Below are 18,482 nucleotides of genomic sequence, written 5' to 3'. Positions count from 1 at the left end.
CCCAAAGTACAATGAATATCCTCGAATTCGTGTAGCGCGCCAGGGATAAAATCTTTGACGAAAGTCCGAAGCTGTATCGGCCGATGGATTTCCCAAAGCATCACGATTCCAACCGGGTAACGGCGAAAAAGTGAATTGAGCAACGTTGTGACTAACTCCATTTTCCAAACGAACTTCCGTTGAATTTGCTGGAAGTACTATTTTGCCGTTTTCAATCTCCTGAGTCAGTTGCGCGAATGACATACAGAGCTCCGATGGGCCGCCGATATGGAAAAGCTAGCCCGTCATGTCATTAGGCCCGAAAGGACACTGCTGCCAGTTTTTGCCTCTTTGATAGCGTTATGGCGCATTTCTCCGATGACTGATCGAAGGGTGTCGACATCTTGGTCTGCTATAGCTTTTTGGCCCCTTGTCACCAAGGCATCATGTTTGTTCTTGTCGACTGCGTTGGTTCTGTCTTCAGCGATGTCTTCAAAGAACCCTACCCAGAAACCCGGATGCTTCGTAATAGCACCGTATGCAAGCGCCTGCAGTTCTCGCAATGATTTTCGACTTTCGTCCACTGCCACTGTGACAGTGCTATTTCCATCCAGAACGGTGCGCGCGTGTGCCGCAAGTCGTCCGATCTTCGCGGTCGTCTGCTCATCAAAAATATTGCTGTTGTAACTCGATAGATCAGAAACGAAGTCTTCGATCTCGTTTCTGAGGACCTGCTTTGCGTTCTCTGGACGGTCCTTGATTTTGCTGATTTCCTGACGAAGTGAACGGCAATCCTCCACTACAGACCTCCTGACATCAGGATCGTTGGTCAAGGAAAGCTGTCCCTTATGCCTGTCCAGCCTCTGCCGGAATGAATTTACGTCTTCGGCAACCTTTGATCCAAGGGCTTGATCCAAGGTGTCGATATCGGATTGAGCATGATTCATTGCCGCCTGAGCGTAGGCATTACCCTCGGATCCGTCGAAATTCTTATGGCCCGCGGTGGATAAGTATCCAATTTCATAGACCTGCGATATCGTTGGGAATTCGACACTGCAGTCCATCAATCCACTGCCGTCGATCGTCCAATGCAAAAGAACATCCTCACCACGCCGGATAATTTCGCCTTGTTGAAGACTTTCAGATGTCAGAACGAAAAGTCCTATTGGCAGGCTAAGTTCTGGGTCTTTGATATCATCCACATGTTCGTAGAGTTCGACTTCCAATGTCATGCCGTCCCCGGCGCGCAATGTCTTGGCCGCTCTTAGCTTGTAACTGCCGCGAACGGGGGTCGGCGTTCCCTTTTCCACAAGGGTTTTCACCCTGTTGATTTCCAGGCCCTGACCGCCTTCGGCAATTTTTACACCAATATTGTGCATCAGGGGCATGCCGTCGGATGTTGCCTCAAGCCGAGAGATTACGATCTCCGGAGATGATTCCGGCACTGATCCTCCTGAAGCGTCGAATATGGTGGCCTTGATTACGTTGCGCCCCAACTGAAGAGGAATCCCCTTAACGTCCGTGGTCGCTGTCAGTGCAATCTTCCCCGATGTCCAACCGCCATCTGTGTCGATTTTGACGTTATACCCCTTTACCGAGGACGATCCCTGGCACTTGACGCGAATTCTGGCCTTCTCGTCGGCTGTCCGTTCGACATATTCGTAGCTGATATCGAGCTTAGAGTTTCCGGCCGTATCGGATTTATCCGTTTTGACCGCCTTGGTTGTTGGTGCAATACCCGTCCAGTCCCTGCTCTCGGCATAGATCGCAGCACCCATAGCAACCGCGGTCATTGGGTCCACTGACAAATCGAGTTCAATTCCAAGTTCGAAAGACACCCTGTCTCGAATATAAGGCATTCGGCTTGGACCGCCGATCATGATGACCTTGTCGATATCGGCTGACTCATATCCGTTATCGGCGAGCAGGCTTCTGCAGAGCGCTATGGATTTGTCCACCTGTGTGGAGACCAATGCGACCAAATCGTCGCGAGTGATCTCGACATCGATAAAAATTTCCTGATCGGCGCGATCTTTCAACCCGATCTGGTTCTCGTCGGCAAATATTCGGTCTGTCTGATGGGTGGACAGCGCGATCTTGGCGAGTTCCGAGCGATAGGTCGCAATGCGGATCAATCTTTCATAGCCCGCCGAGGTCTGGAAATCGTCCGGCAAGTCGAAGTTCGCCAGAAGCCAGGGCCTGACGATGTTGTTGACAATTTCCCGATCAAAGTCACTGCCACCGAGCATGTTGATGCCGGCATGTGCAATGACTGTCACGTTGCCCGATATGCTCTGTACGATAGCGGCATCGAATGTCCCGCCTCCAAGATCGTAGATCAGATATTGTGCGGATTTGTTCGTAGAAGCAGCGATGGCGGCCATCGCAGCGGCGATGGGTTCTTGAAGCAGAGCCACCTTATCCAGTCCGGCGAGGCTGGCCGCCCGCATGGTCGCTTCGGATTGCATCTGATTGAATGCGGCGGGGACAGTTACAACGGTTCCGAATACCTCGACATCTCCGGCCGCCATTTTCGCCTGTGAAATGAGTTCTTTCAGAACTTCAGCACTGGCTTCCTCGGGCGTTATGGTTTTATCCAGCGACTTGAACGTAAGCTCGCTCGACGTTCCCATCATGCGTTTGAAACGCATTTTTACGTTTTCAGGCGAGAATGCCGCGTGATCATAGGCTTTGCGTCCGACAAACATGCCTCCCCGGCGATCGAACATGATTGCACTGGGCATGACATCCATGCCTTCAGGGGTTTTGAAATAGCGGAAACGGCCGTCTTCATTGCCGACAATGGCCGAGTTGGATGTTCCAAGATCGATACCGAAATACATGTGTTACCCCTGCTTTTCAGTGTTTTTGACAAGAAACACTTTGCCAATTTTCAAGATATCCATGCCTCTCATAACGGTCGGCTCGATCGTCTTTTCGATGAGCACGATATCGGTGTCCGCGAACCCGTCGTCATTGATTGCGGTTACAGGAAGGTTGGGTTCGAAAACATTTCCTTCATAGGTGACCATTCGCATGTTTTCGGCCTCGAGTATTGCGCTAAGGCGCGCTGCTCCAAAACGGGATTGAGCCGCCAGTCTGGCTTGTGCGCTCTCAGGGACGACCGAGATAAAGCGGTCATAGTTCTGAAGCAGCTTCCAAAATTCAACTGCAAGATCAGCTAAAGGCTGTGACAAGGGCGACGCTCCTTTGTTTTAAGGGTTTCCAGCCAAAAGTAGCTGCTCAACCCGCCAGTCCCATACTGCGTTGTCGGGCAGTCCATTGCTGATTTTGAACTTCGTCAGCGCATCACGCGAAAGTCCACTCCAAACGTCGCGTTGCTTCCCTTTGTAAATGCCAAAGGCTGCAAGTGCGTTGTTGATCCGTATCGCATCGCTTGGGTTTAGCGGATTTAATCTTGCACCCGGCGGTGGTGGGTAGGTGTATGACGAAGTGGTGAAGTCGGAGTAGTCACCTGCTTCTGACCTGATGGCATCTCCGAACAACTTTGCCTCGGTCTCGGCATCAAATCCGTCATTGTCGGCCAATCCATTTGCCCTTTTGAATCGACCGAGAGCGCGGCGGGATTTTTGACCCCACGTACCGTTCGTCGGGCCATCGAAATAGCCAAGATCCGACAAAACGGATTGTACGATTGAGGCATCTTCGAGTTTCAGCAGATCGAGGCTCGCAGGTTCCGAAACCGGGTGGGCGATCTCGGGCTGTGTTGGCTCGAAATAAGGTTCAGCCGGCTTTGAAGGCACGGGTGCAGATGGATTTTTAATTGCCCTCCAAACTGCAAGCCTTTGTTCCGCATCTTTCCGTAGAATAGATCGAATGGCCGGCATTTCTGCCTTCACCTTGTCCATGTCAGCAGGGAGATAGCTGTAATTCGAGCATCTGGAGTTCAGGTCGTTGATGTCGAAATTGAAAGCGTCGACGATTTCGTTCACGGAATTGAGACCAGTCACCATTGAACGGATGATTTCAAGTCTTTCCGACTCTCGCATGCAATACCGGATGTTCTCCACTGTTGCTCGTGAATTAATGCCGACATTGGGTTGGACCTCCCGCCCGCTGTCCCTTGAAGCCTGAGGCAATGGTTTTGAGATCGGATCATTGCTTCTGGTCGTTGGCGCTGACGTTGATGCCGGCCGATAGGAAGAGTTCGGTTTCTCATTGAATACATTTACGGCGATGATGACCGCGACCACTGCGATCACGATGTAAGCGAATTTTCTGCTCTTTGGTCGGTTCTTTTCACTCAGGTTCCGATGAATGATGGCGTATTGCGCCCTCGTCTTTGGGTCCGCGGCGACGCGGCTCAGTCGTTCGGCTGCCTGTTCTGCCTTTTTCAGATCATTTGATTTTATTGCTGTGTTCAGTTCGAGTTCGAGAACGTTTTCTCTAACGGCTACTTCATCGGCAGTTATTCGGTTTCTGGTTTCATTGGATACAGAGGCGAATTTGGGATGATCGACCATCCCTTCGATGATCGCCAAACTCGACACCGGATCATTGTGTTCGTTATTGAAAACAAGGGCCAGATTTCGAAGCATGGTCCAAGGAAGGTCGGACACTTTTGTATCATGGGTCTTGCTTAGAGCCGATTGGAATGCCGCGTAAAGTTGGCCGGAAACACCTTTGGCTGCCGCATCGAAGCCCGATCTTTTGAGTTCGAAAGCAAGGGCGCGGTGATCTTTACCCAGTTTCTCTACTAGGTTTGCAAGTGGGCTGGCTGCCGATTCCAGCACTCTGGAATCAAGGATTTCAAGGTCCCCTTGCACTTGGGCAACTGCACGCGGCAACTCGGCAAAAACCTTCAGGCACAATCGAGAAATTGCCTGTGCCGCCTCAAATGCCTCGCTATTGTTGGCCAGATCAATTGCCGCTCCCCTGACCTGCTCAAACATTCGCCGAGATTCGGGCTCATCCCGGTCAAGACTTTGTTCAAAGAGCTGAAGCGGTTGGCTGAGACGGTCCCAATTTTTAAGTGCCTCCTGCAATTGAGCGAAAGCAGCGGTGTCATCTGGCCTCTTTTTTATCGCGTCGAGGGATGCTTCTATTTCGGCGGCATATTTTGACTGATCAGGAACGACGATGGAGCTATATGCTTTCAACACCCATGCAAGGCTGTCGACGTCCCCACTGGAACGAGTTCGGAGTGAATGCTCCACACATTTCAGAACATCGTCGGCGGCAGTGGCGGCAGAACTGTACCTGCCAAAGATAGATTTACAGTGCCGCTCCACCAGTGTGAGTACCGTTCGTTCAACGGCATCTTCTGCTGGAGGCGACATACCGGCATCTGCTCGAAATTTACCGCATCTCTTGACGACTGCTGCGGTATCGATCCCTGCTTGCGCTTCGACAAAGGCGATCAGCAACTCGCAACTGCTTGAAATCGACCCGATGTGGCCAAGAACGTTCAAACGCGACAGCGGAGGCAACGTCAGCGCCTGTGTCATCAGATCGGTGGTGTCAGCATTCTTACGGATGCGTTCAATCGTGAGCCGCGCAGACTTCACTGGCGTATCGATCAAATAGGACAGTTCGGCAATCAGGCGCTGGTTCGGAATGAGCAACACCCTGCGCGCATCTCGAAGAGCCTGTTCGCTGACCAGCCCGTCCGCAAGACGTTCGTCGAAGGCTTCGGCGACCTGCTCTTTGGAAGCCGATGGTGTTATCGACAGAAGTACGAACGGGTTCGATAGAAGGTCCGAACTCCCTTTCCCGGCGACATCCGACACCACGATTTCTAAAACTCCTGAGCTGGTACGCGGTGAAACCAACTATTCCAAGTTTGGCTCAACTGGGATACCCAATGCGCTCGCATATCGCATCCGGGCTGTCGACTACGCTGAGTTGGGCGTTTATCTAAATTATTGTGACGTCCTGTAGTAACGTGCCAATCGGCTGTAAATACTCGAATTTTTGCTGCCCACACCAAGAGCGCAAGCACAGCAACGACGAGCGCGCTGACAACGGATTTTCTCAAGACTTCCCCCAATCCCCTGCATGATTTTACAGACACACATCCCTTCGTCAATCGTTGCAAAAAATCAATTTGATATTGTCCTTAAAATCGAACTAATTTGCATCTCGATTCGATGGATGGAATTTATTCACGGTGGAACTATTGGCCTTGCACAATTGGCTTTTAAAGTCCTTACCACTGCCTGTGCATCCATCGGCATTTTGGAGAAGTGCGCTTGTACGTCTGGCATCAGTAGGCTCACGAATGCCAAACCTTCCGTTTTGCTGAATTCAAGCAGGTATCAGCAAGTGATATGATTTGTGGCTCAGTCCGGCCGTCGATTACACTTTGCAAGTTTTGGTGCGATCGATATCCACCATGTTTTTCCCCCAATATCTAGAAACATTGTGTTTAGTTCCGTTGCTGATTGTGTGGCACAAAGTGCGCTAGTAGACCCTCTTAGTTGTCGTTTGAGAGCTGCCGAAGACCAGCCCTCAACCCTTATCTCATATGCGAGGCCAGAACACTGCGATGTAACTTGGTGTCGCAAGCAATAGTGAATTCGCGATGTGGAGCCGAGATAGCTTCCGCGAAAGTCACAAAACACGTTACTTTTTAATTATCGGCAACCTGAATCCTGGGCCAAACACATCAGATTCGGTCAGGAACTGAATACCTTCACGCTCAAGGGCGGCTTCAACCTTCTCGATTGATCGCGTCCCAACGTTTGCATCAGAACGCTCAATCGTCGTCAACGTCGGGCGACTTACCCCAGCCAATGCAGCCATCTCTTCATGGTTGATGTCCAGCGCGATTCGAGCTGCGCGAAGAAGGTTTCGTTTTACGTACTTGGCCATTTTTCGCAGTAGTGGTGAGGGTAAAAAAGTTGTCAATTTTTTAGCTTAACGCCAATCTTTTTTAGCATTATGCTAAAATTTCTTAGCTTTTAATCCGGATTATGGTACTCAGCTCTTAAGAAGTGATTCGGTAGGCCTGCGTTTGTCAACATTTTATAACGCAACCAGACAAAACAGCTTTCCTTAGGATTCAAGCCATGACCATAGAATTCGATGTCAACAATTTAACTTGCAAAAACGTGAAGGACGAACTCTTGCGTTTAGAGGCTTTGAAGAGCGATCTTACGTCGGTGTTGATAGGTGTTGAGCCCGCATCTCTTTTAAGCGCACCCAAATTAAACCATTGGCTCTACTCGGAACGTTTTGTTCACACGATAATTGGGTTTGTTGACGAGCATCCTGAGTTTCCAGACGAAAAGATGCACATGACATCCCAAATAATCTGTATCAACCAAGATGCTGGCTGGGCCCGATCCACTTCACGTTTATACCGCCTTGGTGAAAGAATGGACGATTGATATGGCCAAGCCAGATATGACTAATCGCAATAATCCAAGCCCCCTTGTTCATCTTCTATTGAAACGGCTTCGGCGCGAAGCCGTTTCAATAGCCACTGGGAAAGCGATCGCTGTTGACGTGCTTTCGGCAAAAACCAAAAGGATCGGTGAGCATCGTGTCACCGTATATAAGGCTGGCATTATCGCTGTGTTATCGGACGAAGCAGGAATTCGGCATAGGCTGGAGATCGCGCGCCGAACCGTAAGCCATCAATCCATTCGTTACGAACTTGACAGCGACGAGCTTATGACGGTTTTCGAAGACGCTGTTCCGGATATTGGGACTAACGAGAAGACTGTCGGGACGCCAGTTCCCCCAGACCAGGTCTCTAGGTTCGACGTTCTCCGGTTGATCGGCATGGTCAGGGATAGCGCTGATCCGCCCTATGCCGCCGATGTCGCAACGCTGCTCATGCTCGCCGACGCGGTGAACCAGTACCCTCCCAGACTCCAAGGGATTCTAGAAGTTCTTCGCCGCTCTCGACCGATCATCGTAATCATCGGTGAGGTGCCTGGTTTTGTGAACACCTTTCTATCTCTGATGAAACGAGGACTGTTAACGTTCGGCGCAATTACCAAGGCCAACGGATATGCCAACTGGAAAAAAAAAGACCTTCAGTTCGATTATGTCCGAGCGCCACGTAGCAAGGTGATATGTTTTGCCGAACAGGACTATGAGAAATCCCATTTAACCGACCGGGTCGGCTATGCAGCAAACAGCCCGCATCCAATAGTAGCGATTGCGACGACCGACGAGAAAGTACCCTCGACTTTGATTGAGGCGGCACAGCTGCACTTGACCTGCGGCCCGCTGACTGCCGAGATCGTTAGTAAAACAATTGAGACCGTTCTTGGGGCACCCCCGGTACTTGAGCTGAGTGACGCCGACTGTAGCCTGCTCGGTCTCGCGGAACTTGAGCTAGCCATTCGCCCGGGCGTTTCCCCCACCCGGGCTATCGAAATTCTGGCGGAGTTCATCGCTGAAAAAAGAAAAGGGGGGCCAGGCAACGACTCTCAACAAACATCACGCGACAACTCCAACGTCGGTCAAGCAACAACGACTTCTTCCAGCAGAAACAACGTGAAAAGCACTGGCAGCGAGATCATCCAGCCAGTCAAACCCGAACATGGCAAAAGCAGCAAGCTGCTTCCCTTGGTCGAAACGCTGTCCGGATATGGTGATGCCAAAGAATGGGCAGTGGATTTGAAGGACGACCTGGCACTCTGGCGATCCGGCGAGGTGGAATGGTCTGATATGTCGACCAAACTCTTGCTCTCGGGACCGCCGGGGACGGGCAAAACGTTCTTCGCCCGTGCCCTTTGCAACAGCTTAGAAATCCCTCTCGTTGCAACATCGGTCGCAACGTGGCTCGAGGGTGGACATCTTGGCGACGATCTCCGGCGCATGGGGGATACCTTCAAGGAAGCGTCGGCACATCGTCCATGCATCCTCTTTGTCGATGAAATCGATGGCATTGGAACACGAGGCAACGACAGAGGCCGGTACAGCGACTACTGGAACACGCTGGTGAACAGGGCTCTGGAACTTTTCGACGGCGTTTCCAAGACAGACGGGGTCATCATTCTCACGGCAACCAATCTCCCTTCGCTTATTGATCCGGCATTGCTGAGGTCAGGAAGACTCGAGCGCCATATTCCGATCCCGCCGCCCGATATCGATACTCTCTGCGGCATTCTCAAACATCAGGTCGGGGCCGACCTTGCACGCATCGTTCCAAGTGGGTTGGAAGCTTTGAAGATATCGCGCGAGAACAATCGCTCGCCATTTCGCCAAGGAACCTCCGGATTGGATTTGTGATGAGCGACCAAACCAATTCTGTTGATATCGATGCTGTCGTTCGCTCTCTGGCGCTGAAATCCGTTGGCCTTACAGGAGCCGATGTCGAACGAATTGTCCGCGAAGCTCGTCGGACGGCTCGCCGTGAAAAACGGGACCTCGTTTATAACGACATCGCGGCTCGGCTGGAGAGTGGGAAGCCAAAACGATCAGACGCATCCAGATGGCGAAGAGCTGTACATGAAGCTGGACATGCCGTGGCGCGATATCATCTCCGGCAAGGTAGCATCGACACGATAACCATCAACGGGCCCAATGGGCGGTCCTACGTGGACGGACACATGGAACTTGATTCCATTGAATTGGAAGAGCCCTATGCTGCGATGATGATTTCTATTCTTGCCGGTAGAGCTGCTGAAGAAGTCATCCTTGGAACACCAAGTCTCGGCAGCGGCGGTTCCGATCAGTCAGATCTTGCAAAAGCAACCGAAATTGCGCTTGCGTTGGAAACTGTCTTTGGGACGAGCGCTATCAACCCCCTCTTACACGTAGCAACAGTGATTCCACTAGATCGAACGATAACGGCTAACATTGGGGATGCCGTCAATAGAAGGTTGGAAGCTGCTTATGCTACAGCTCTCGAGTTAGTGGAACGCTCACGGCTTCCGTTGTTAGCCATCGCGCGAAGGCTTTTAGAGGCCGAGGCGCTAGCGCCCCACGATTTGAACCAGTATCTTCCTGCGTTGAAAACACACTGCCTCGATTAAGGCCGCCACAATACCATTCATGCACCAAGGGCACGCCGCCAAAACTAGCATCCCGCGGTCTGACACGATGTCTGGCTACAAAACTAATTCAACATAGGATCATGACCAGCAGGCCATTGAGAAACAAGTACATAAATCAGTAAGCTTGAATCTGCCGGATCCTCTATTTGAACAACGAAACCAGGCCAAGCTTTGACTGACTCTATCCCTACAAGCACACCATTCATCCATGCTTCGCCGTGCTCAACTGCACCGAAGTCGCTAACGCGACGGCATATTTCGTTGTATGCACCGTTCAATAGGTTATGACCAAACGCGAGCCTCTCTTCAAAAAGGGAAAAGCTTCTACTCCGAACAGTTATCGCGGTTTCTCCCGCAGCAACTCCGTCCTTTCTGCCCACCTCAAACCAATAATCAAGCGACTGAACCATAGACGTGTTGTCCTCAACAAATCAAAACAGAAAAATTGAATCCGCCTCCGGCGGATAAGTTTATCCTTAGTGCCACTCCCGGCTGACCGCCTCAAGGCACACTGCGCTTACGCTTGTTCTACGGCCTTGACCCGGTCTTCCGCTCGTAGCGTTGGCTTTGGAACAGCAATGCCACTTTGTGGCACTGCTGCCCTGGCCAAAACCCGCGAAACCACAACGCTCCGACAGCGGCATATGGCTGTTTAATCTAGCCCTAAGGAACCGCCTTATGATACTGGTAACCTATGGTAACAATCCGTACACTCCTAAAAGAGCGACAGATTCCTAATCTGTAGGCCACTGGTTCGAATCCAGTCGGGATCACCAAAAAATTTAAAGCTCGCGCAGACAGATAGCGGAACAACGCTAGGAATGCCTCACCGCCTCGATTTCGGCCCCACTATACTGCTCCAAGGCGTCGGCAACCTGATCGGCAAAACGCACGCGATTACGCCCAGCCTTTTTAGCCTGATAAAGCGCCAGATCAGCCTGATTGACTGTTTCACTCCAGGACTGATCTCCGACTTGCGCAACGCCGAAGCTCGCCGTGATTTTCAAAACGCTCCCATCCGAAGTCGTCATGGCAAGGCGCTCGACCGCCAGCCGCAATTTCTGGGCAATGATGGCTGCATCCATGCACGAACTGTCATTCAGCAATATTGCAAATTCCTCCCCGCCAAAACGGGCCACGTAATCGCTGTCGCAAATATTGTTTTGCATCAGCTGTGCGATTTCTCTCAAGACCTCATCCCCCACAACGTGCCCATATTTGTCATTGATGGTTTTGAAATTATCGATATCCACAAGCATCAGGAAAGGTATCGACTCCAGATCGGTGTAGTTTTCTGTTGCTGAATTGCCCAAAATATCCAGCGCCCGCCGGTTGAGAAGCCCCGTGAGCCCATCCGTATGTGCCAGATGTTCAAGCCGGGCGACCAGAAAAGATCGTTCTTTCAGCTTGATGGCAATGACCTCAAGCGCAGAATAAAGCGTCTGGATTTCGGCAACATGCCTCGTCTCCCGGTGCAGATCCGTCGGCAGGTCATCGGCAAGCGACACGATTGCTTCGGCTCCGCGGAAAAGCGGCTTGAATATATAATTCTGCACCACCACCACCAGACCGACGACCAGCCCGAGGATCACAAACGCCATCGCACTTGTATAATAGAGCGCTTGGCGCGCAATCCGTTCGCGCTTTTCAAATTTGGCGACGGATGCAGCAAAATAAATATCCCGCAATTCTGCCAATGGCTTCATTGCAGCGGAATATTGCTTAGTAAACGTAACCGCATCAAGAGCCGGAACTCCATTCTGCTGAGCAGTGCGAATCTGATGATCAATCAGCGCAAGCCCTCCAATCATGTAGCGTGAATTTGCTTCTTCGTGTTTTTGATCATCTGATGAGGCTTCAACGTCGGGTTTTCTGCCGAGTTCCAGCAAATGCCAGATTTCACGGATCCGCCCCCCGATAATCCGCATATGGATCACATTCTCGGCAGGAATTGGTTTTCTTACGGCCATTGGCGCAATCAAATATGATCCCAACCTACCAGCATATTTCCGCAAATTGCTGAGCATCGTCACCCTGAATACAACGGCGGCCAAATCCTCATCATGGCGTAGCAGCTCGGTTCCTTGCTGCTGAACAATTTTGTCGTAACTCTCTCGGGCCTGGAACAGGTGAACAATGGCCTCATGGATCTCGCCATAGCGTAATGTGCCTGGATTTGTGAATTGTGCCGCCTCGACTTTCATGCGTCCAAGCCGCAACTGCTCGCGCACATCCTTGAGGAGATTTCTGGGAACACTGCTTGTGTCCAGTTTGCTGAGCGCAGCGTCAGTCTTTTGCAGGGCGATCTGCCAGTTTTCATAGGCTTGGTCGCGGGAAGCATCGTCCACGCTCATCAAAATATTGGCAGGGCCGCGTTCCGCTGAAATAAAACTTGCAGCCATGAAAACAAAGGAAAAACCCTGTATATCCGCCAGATTAGTCACGGCTCTGTTAAATGCCTGAATAGAATTATAAATAGACATGCCTGCCATTATCAAAGTGAATATCATAACAAGCAGAGCCATGCACCAAAGGTGCACTTTCAAGCGGCCTCTTGTCGATTTTCTTGACCGCAAGCCTGCGTATAGAATATCTGGCTTGTTCACGTTTATGGCTTTCTGAAAAGATATGTACCTATATAATTAAAATACTACTGAAAAACAAAACAATCGTATAAAATACTTATTATTATTACAGAACAATACTTTCGATCAGCTCGACTGCATGATTTGGCTTCGTACAAAATAAGTCTATCAACCCGAAACCGGGGAAGCGTAAATATAGTATAATCTTCGAAGGTTACAACCATACCAATGGATTACAAGGAATGTTATTTCAGGCCTCCTATTACATCCTCACACTACTTAAAGTAGTTTCAATATATTAAATTTCTGCGCCATCATTTAAAAGTAACGAACGTAAAAACCATTGTTACAACTGCAGCAAAGCTATTAGCCCGAAGCTGATTGTAACAAGCGATGCAAGGGAGAGGGTTGCCACCGCCATCACTCGCCCGCCAGCATGAGCAACGGAGCGAATATCAACCGATAATCCAAGCGCGGCCATGGCAATAATCGTCAGCACGCTGGAAAGCTGCCCCATTGGCGCAATTGCCGCCTCAGGTATCAGTCCGGTCGAGCGCAGCATCATCATTATGCCAAATCCGCTGATGAACCACGGCACCAGGGCAATCCGCTTCCCGCTTGGATTGGCGTAAAAGCGGAAATCATCTTGCGGGACTTCGCGCCCTCCAATGGTTTCATGGCGCAAATCGGCCTTCATGATCGCACCAAGTACGAGAAGCACAGGGCCAAGCATAAGCACGCGCACCAGCTTGACCAAAGTTCCGGTTTGTACACCCAGCAATCCTGCGGGAGCCGTCGCAGCAATGACCTGCGGCACGGCATAGACGGTCAGGCCCGCCAGCGTCCCATATTGCGGTACGCTCATTCCGGTGCGGAAATAGAGCAGCGGCAGGAAGAACACGGCTGCTATGCCCAGCACCGCCGTAAAGGTCAGCGCGGCGGCAATTTCCTTGCGGTCTGCCTCTATCACTGGCGCGACCGCAACAATGGCGGAGTTTCCGCAAATTGAATTGCCGCAGGCAATCAAGGTCGCAAGTTTTGGTGGCAATCCGAAGAGCCTGCCAATGCCGTAGCTGATGCTGATCGACAAAATGACAACGCCCGCTATTCCGGCAATCAGTGTGGCGCCTGCTCCTTTCATCGCTGTCAGGCTGATCGATGCGCCAAGCAAAACGATTGCCAATTCCAGCAGGAGTTTCGCGCTGAAATCAATACCAACGAGCAGCGATTGGCCCGGTTGACGCAATGATCGGATGGCAATGCCAATTGCTATGGCCAAAACCAGGCTTTCCACCCATCTCACGCCAAAAACCGCGCTCTGGATATATTCGCCAGCCACCGCTGCAAAAGCAACGGCGCAGCAAAGGGCAAGCCCAGGGAGAACAGGAAGGAGGCGATGAGGAATGGTCATAAGCTTGCCATTTTAGAAATTTCAATCATGGCAGACTTATCTCATGCAATATTATCGACTTCTATCGAATATTCTGTCATATTTTGTTCGGTAAAATCGAATGGTTTTCTGATGACCTTTGAACAACTCTCCATTTTCGTTGCCGTGGCAGAACGCGAGCATCTCACTCAAGCCGCGGCAGCAATTAACCTCACGCCGTCGGCGGTCAGCAGCGCCATTAAAAACCTCGAGGTTTTTTACGGCGTCGAGCTGTTCCACCGTGTTGGACGACGTATCGAACTGACGCAGATTGGCCGCGTTTTTCTTGGTGAGGCCAAGGCAACTTTGGCGCGGGTACGCTCATCTGAGTTGATGCTATCAGAGCTTGGCGGTCTGCGGCGCGGCAAGCTTAGCCTTTATGCCAGCCAGACAATCGCCAGCTATTGGCTGCCGCCTTTCCTGATGCGCTTTAAACAAGATTATCCCGGCATTGAGATTGACCTGACCATCGGCAATACAAGGACGGTGGCCGAAGCGGTCACGGAAGGCGGGGCAGAGCTCGGCTTTGTCGAGGGGGAGATTGATGCACCGCTTCTCGTCTCGAAAGTCGTGGCGGAAGATGCTCTAATTATCGTTGTCGCGCCATGCCATCCTTGGGCGGATAAACGTCCGTTGAAGGCTGGGGATATCGTCGGCGGCACTTCATGGGTCATGCGGGAACAGGGTTCGGGCACGCGTTCGGAGTTTGAACATGCCATCGATAATCTCAAAGTCTCCCATGACGATCTGAAGATCGCGCTGGTTCTCCCCTCCAACGAGGCGGTTCTTTCCGCTGTTTGCGCCGGAAATTGTGCCGCCGTCATTTCCAGCGCTGCTGCCCGCGCCTATTTACGCGAAGGGCTTGTCGTCGAGGCCGCCTTCAAGCTGCCGGTCCGCCGCTTTCGCATGTTGCGGCACAAACAACGGCACAGCAGCAAAGCATCGGAAATATTGGAGGGGCTGTGTGGGTAACTCATTCTCTTTGATTGCCATGTCGTTGTGCGTGGTTCGACGGCATGGCAAAACAACCTCAAACCGCACGCACATACCAGCTCATGCTTGAATATCGCTTTTGCGGGCCATGAACACGCCACGCCTCCACCCAAGCATTGCTATTCTCAAACAAAAACCGTCCATTATAGAGATCACTGCCGCATAGATGCGACACACGTTGTGATGGGCCATATCGCAGGCCGACAAATTCATTGCCGCTCGGGTAGAGCACCCGCACTGCCCCATCTTCAAAGGCAAGCCGATAGGTCCGGACTGCCTGCAGCACATTTGCTCCGACAGACATTTCGCCGCGCTCTTCAAAAAGCTCGGTGGTTATGATGGCGCGCCCGGTAAATCCATATATCGCTCCGGCGCGATGATCGATCACCTTGCGTTTTACCTGCCATGCGCCGCAGATTATTTTTGCGTCAAATTTTTCGATCGCCTGGCTTGATCGATCAAGCATGGAAATCAATCCGCCTGTTCTTCCCAGACGCATGCGGCCGTGTAGATTGCTGCCAATCTTTCCACCCCTGCCTGATCATCCTTGTCAAAACGCGATGGTATAGGACTATCGAGATCAAGCACGCCAAAAACCCGTCCATCATGGATCAAGGGCACCACCAGCTCGGAGCGGGAGGCCGCATCACAGGCAATATGGCCCGGAAAATCGTGCACATCGTCAACGAGGATAGAGGATGCTTGCAGAACTGCGCTTCCACACACGCCGCGCCCCACGGGAATGCGCACGCATGCCGGTTTGCCTTGAAATGGCCCGACCACAAGCTCACTTTGTGAGCGCAGGAAATAGAACCCGGCCCAGTTGATGTCCGGCAGCATCTGGAAGATCAGCGCCGAACTATTGGCCGCATTGGCAGTCGGATCATTCTCGCCCGCAAGCAGCGCTTCCAGTTGATCGCCGAGTTCCCTGTAGAACTGTGGCTTGTCGCCTTCTGTGATCGCTTTTGCAGCAAACATGAAAAATCCTTCCCTTATAGCCTGCGTAACATGGCCACATTTCTGCCGATGCACCTGCCTTGTCAAGCAAACGAAACCCGATCCGGCAATGTACACTCCCTCGCGCCCTGCTATAGATAGGAACCGATTTCCACAGGTGCAATTACAATGAGTTCAAACGCCAAAGGCGACCTGCAAACTTATGTGCGCATCGACTTTCCTGACAAGGAACGGTTGGGGCCGGGGAAAATGCAGCTGCTTGAACATATTCGCGAAACCGGCTCCATTTCTGCGGCAGGCCGCGCCATGGATATGTCCTATCGCCGCGCATGGTTGCTGGTCAGCGCCATGAACACAATGTTCGCAACGCCAGTGGTCGATTCGCAGCGCGGCGGCGCGCAGGGCGGCGGCGCTGTCGTCACGGAATTCGGCGAAGAGCTTTTGCGCCGCTATCGAAACATGCAAGCAAAAGTCGATACGGCCCTTGAGTCTGATTTTGAATGGATCAACCGCAATCGCAGCAGCCACTAAACGTTCGCAGAGTTGTGCTGTTTGCGTGGTTTTGCAAAGCTGACACGGAAGTACATCATATAGGCTATCACAGCGAAAATCATTGTCAGACCGCCAAGGATGGCAGAGCCGCCCCAGAGCGAAAGCCAGTCATTGATAATCGCTGATTGCGGATTGCGCGGATCGTAATACACGCTCACGCTTTCCCCCACGCTAAAGCGCGGCGGCGATGTGCCCAGCCACGAAGTAAACTCGACAGTGGCACCCTCAACTGTTTGAAACTCAACAACCGGCTTATAGACATTGGACTTAGTTGAGTGGCTCTTGACCAGATTTGTCACATGGCCTTTACCTTCCATTGCATTGTTTACGAAGTGACGGACATACAATACGGACCAGCCGAAACTAAAAAACAAAACAAAGCATATGGTGCACAGTAGCACTTTGTGGATGACGCGTTTTTCCATTCCAGCAATCCGGATCAGCGACTCATGCGTAAGCCAGTTTTCGCAATTTTTATCATTTGCACAATTCTCTGCGTTCTCTCTTTTCCGCCGGCCATGATGTCATTGGCCTTCACTGGTGCCTTTCCAAAGAAGTATTTTTACATTCTCAGCGTCTGGCCGGTCAGTGCAGTTCTGGGCCCGATTCTCGCCTGGAATACGCGCCGCCGTTTCGGCACATGGGCTTTGCTCTGGTTTGTCCCATGTCTTGCCTATGCGCTGTTTTTCCTGACAGGACATGACCTGGGGACTTAGTCCGGCATTTTACCCGCTTCCATCTCATCATTCTTCCGCTCCAGCCAACGCATGACTGGCGTAACCGTGATGCCATGCAACACGACAGATATAAGCACGACGAGTGACACTGTTACCCATAGAATATTGGCATTTGAAAACGGCGCGTGACCAAGCGCATAGGCCAAATAATAGAATGAGCCGAGGCCGCGAATACCGAAAACAGCGATAACGGCCTTTTCCCTTTTTTCGATGGGGCTTCCCAGCAGCCCCACCCAACCGGCAATCGGGCGGATAAGAAGAAGGATGATCAGCGATGCCACCACGATCCGCCAGTCCAGCGGATGAAATACGCTGCCTTCCGCAATGGCGGCGCCAAAGCAGACAAGCACGACCATCATCATCAGACGTTCGATCTGTTCGGCAAAACTATGCAGATTTTCGTGATAGCCACTGTTGCGCTCCGCATGGCGAAGCGTCAGCGCAGTGACAAACACTCCGACAAACCCATAGCCATGCGCCATCTCTATAAGCCCATAGCTCAGGCATGTGATCCCCAGCACCACGAAACCGTCGCCCGTATGGGCAAGCCCCGCCCTGTTCGGGAGCCGGAAGGTCAGATAGCCAAGCAGCTTGCCGGTAGCCCAGCCAAGCCCCGTGCCCGCAGCAAGCCGCCATATGACATCGGTCGTTAGCCAGTCGAAAAACCACGGAGCACCCGTTGTATTTGAAGCCGCGAGCGCGATTGCCAGATGCACGAATGGAAAACTCAGCCCGTCATTCAGCCCCGCCTCGGAAGTCAGGGCAAAACGTACCTCGCTCTTCTCCCCCGATTGCGGCGGCCCCACCTGAACATCGCTGGCAAGCACGGGATCTGTGGGCGCCAGCGCTGACCCGAGCAGCAAGGCCGAAGCAACTCCAAGCCCGAGAAAACTCCAGCCGAGCAATGCGATGGCACCGATAGTCAGGGGCATCGATATGGCCAGCAGCCGCCACGTTGTCATCCAGCTACGCCAGCCCAATATCCGGTCGATCTTCAGACCGGCACCCATGAGGGCAATGATGACGACAAACTCGGTTATTTTTTCCGTTAGAAAGCGGCTGTCGAGGGGATTATCGCCGATCATTGCCGACAGCGGCGTCCAGACAAACAGGGTGCCGAAAGCAATGCAGACAATGGGCAGGGAAAGCGGAAATCCCTTCAATAACATGGGCAACCAGGAGGTCATCAAGACGACCAGCCCGAACAAAGCGATCAGAACGAGATAGCTGTTTATTCCCATACTTCACTTCAAACCATCGGCCGGCGCTTTGG

17 protein-coding genes are annotated in these 18,482 nt (G+C 51.8%); 6 read left to right on the top strand and 11 right to left on the bottom strand.

Translation table 11 applies throughout. The annotated features are described in order from the left end of the window. Positions 1–284 precede the first annotated feature (284 nt). The 4 genes from V9K92_RS14910 to V9K92_RS14895 all read right to left on the bottom strand — a co-directional run bounded on the left by V9K92_RS14910 (position 285) and on the right by V9K92_RS14895 (position 6,849). Complete coding sequence (locus tag V9K92_RS14910) at positions 285–2,822, bottom strand: Hsp70 family protein (protein ID WP_337354317.1); 2,538 nt, start codon at positions 2,820–2,822, stop codon at positions 285–287. A gap of 3 nt (positions 2,823–2,825) precedes the next feature. Continuing rightward, positions 2,826–3,176 (bottom strand): hypothetical protein, encoded by a 351-nt coding sequence (locus V9K92_RS14905; RefSeq protein ID WP_337354316.1) that lies wholly within the window; start codon positions 3,174–3,176, stop codon positions 2,826–2,828. A gap of 18 nt (positions 3,177–3,194) precedes the next feature. Beyond that, positions 3,195–5,732 (bottom strand): peptidoglycan-binding domain-containing protein, encoded by a 2,538-nt coding sequence (locus V9K92_RS14900; protein ID WP_337354315.1) that lies wholly within the window; start codon positions 5,730–5,732, stop codon positions 3,195–3,197. 832 nt (positions 5,733–6,564) lie between these two features. Then, on the bottom strand, positions 6,565–6,849 hold the full coding sequence (locus tag V9K92_RS14895; protein ID WP_337354314.1) for a helix-turn-helix domain-containing protein: 285 nt from the start codon (positions 6,847–6,849) through the stop codon (positions 6,565–6,567). Between the two features lie 161 nt (positions 6,850–7,010). Here V9K92_RS14895 and V9K92_RS14890 point away from each other — a divergent pair, with 161 nt between their 5' ends. Genes V9K92_RS14890 through V9K92_RS14880 form a run of 3 tightly spaced genes read left to right on the top strand, consistent with a single transcriptional unit; the run spans position 7,011 to position 9,935 of the window. After that, positions 7,011–7,331, top strand: coding sequence for a DUF6634 family protein (locus V9K92_RS14890; RefSeq protein WP_337354313.1), 321 nt, complete (start codon positions 7,011–7,013; stop codon positions 7,329–7,331). 1 nt (position 7,332) lies between these two features. Further along, positions 7,333–9,189: an ATP-binding protein gene (locus tag V9K92_RS14885; RefSeq protein ID WP_337354312.1), complete on the top strand. Its 1,857-nt coding sequence runs from the start codon at positions 7,333–7,335 to the stop codon at positions 9,187–9,189. Then, on the top strand, positions 9,189–9,935 hold the full coding sequence (locus tag V9K92_RS14880) for an ATP-dependent Zn protease (RefSeq protein WP_337354311.1): 747 nt from the start codon (positions 9,189–9,191) through the stop codon (positions 9,933–9,935). The genes V9K92_RS14885 and V9K92_RS14880 overlap by 1 nt, the downstream gene beginning before the upstream one ends. Positions 9,936–10,018: 83 nt before the next feature. Here the strand turns inward: V9K92_RS14880 and V9K92_RS14875 are convergent, their stop codons facing one another. From V9K92_RS14875 to V9K92_RS14865, 3 genes are all read right to left on the bottom strand, one after another. Then, positions 10,019–10,366 carry a hypothetical protein gene (locus V9K92_RS14875; RefSeq protein ID WP_337354310.1) on the bottom strand — a complete coding sequence of 116 codons (348 nt, stop codon included), beginning with the start codon at positions 10,364–10,366 and terminating at the stop codon, positions 10,019–10,021. A 405-nt stretch (positions 10,367–10,771) separates the two neighbouring features. Further along, a complete protein-coding gene (locus V9K92_RS14870; RefSeq protein ID WP_337354309.1) occupies positions 10,772–12,439 on the bottom strand; it encodes a GGDEF domain-containing protein in 1,668 nt (555 codons plus the stop codon). A gap of 448 nt (positions 12,440–12,887) precedes the next feature. After that, positions 12,888–13,952 (bottom strand): YeiH family protein, encoded by a 1,065-nt coding sequence (locus tag V9K92_RS14865; protein ID WP_337354308.1) that lies wholly within the window; start codon positions 13,950–13,952, stop codon positions 12,888–12,890. A gap of 111 nt (positions 13,953–14,063) precedes the next feature. On the opposite strand from V9K92_RS14865, the gene V9K92_RS14860 reads away from it, so the two are divergent. After that, positions 14,064–14,942 carry a LysR substrate-binding domain-containing protein gene (locus tag V9K92_RS14860; RefSeq protein ID WP_115054278.1) on the top strand — a complete coding sequence of 293 codons (879 nt, stop codon included), beginning with the start codon at positions 14,064–14,066 and terminating at the stop codon, positions 14,940–14,942. 58 nt (positions 14,943–15,000) lie between these two features. Here V9K92_RS14860 and V9K92_RS14855 read toward each other — a convergent pair whose 3' ends face one another. Both V9K92_RS14855 and V9K92_RS14850 read right to left on the bottom strand, forming a co-directional pair. Continuing rightward, on the bottom strand, positions 15,001–15,429 hold the full coding sequence (locus tag V9K92_RS14855) for a DUF6314 family protein (protein ID WP_162802583.1): 429 nt from the start codon (positions 15,427–15,429) through the stop codon (positions 15,001–15,003). Between the two features lie 5 nt (positions 15,430–15,434). Next, positions 15,435–15,941: a GAF domain-containing protein gene (locus V9K92_RS14850; RefSeq protein WP_115054253.1), complete on the bottom strand. Its 507-nt coding sequence runs from the start codon at positions 15,939–15,941 to the stop codon at positions 15,435–15,437. 147 nt (positions 15,942–16,088) lie between these two features. Between V9K92_RS14850 and V9K92_RS14845 the strand changes: the two genes are divergently transcribed. Further along, the gene (locus tag V9K92_RS14845) at positions 16,089–16,451 is read left to right on the top strand and encodes a winged helix-turn-helix domain-containing protein (RefSeq protein ID WP_337354307.1); all 363 of its coding nucleotides are present in this window, start codon (positions 16,089–16,091) and stop codon (positions 16,449–16,451) included. Here the strand turns inward: V9K92_RS14845 and V9K92_RS14840 are convergent. Next, positions 16,448–16,897 (bottom strand): DUF3592 domain-containing protein, encoded by a 450-nt coding sequence (locus V9K92_RS14840; protein ID WP_337354306.1) that lies wholly within the window; start codon positions 16,895–16,897, stop codon positions 16,448–16,450. The genes V9K92_RS14845 and V9K92_RS14840 overlap by 4 nt on opposite strands. A gap of 24 nt (positions 16,898–16,921) precedes the next feature. Here V9K92_RS14840 and V9K92_RS14835 point away from each other — a divergent pair, with 24 nt between their 5' ends. Next, positions 16,922–17,188: a hypothetical protein gene (locus V9K92_RS14835; protein ID WP_307280578.1), complete on the top strand. Its 267-nt coding sequence runs from the start codon at positions 16,922–16,924 to the stop codon at positions 17,186–17,188. Here V9K92_RS14835 and V9K92_RS14830 read toward each other — a convergent pair. After that, positions 17,185–18,450 carry a cation:proton antiporter gene (locus V9K92_RS14830; RefSeq protein ID WP_115054249.1) on the bottom strand — a complete coding sequence of 422 codons (1,266 nt, stop codon included), beginning with the start codon at positions 18,448–18,450 and terminating at the stop codon, positions 17,185–17,187. The genes V9K92_RS14835 and V9K92_RS14830 overlap by 4 nt on opposite strands. Positions 18,451–18,482 lie beyond the last annotated feature (32 nt).

The sequence above is a fragment of the Phyllobacterium sp. CCNWLW109 genome (assembly GCF_037203905.1).
Lineage (GTDB): Bacteria > Pseudomonadota > Alphaproteobacteria > Rhizobiales > Rhizobiaceae > Phyllobacterium > Phyllobacterium ifriqiyense.
The sequence above is the reverse complement of the archived record's forward strand: the minus strand, read 5'-3'. Positions and strand labels throughout refer to the sequence as shown.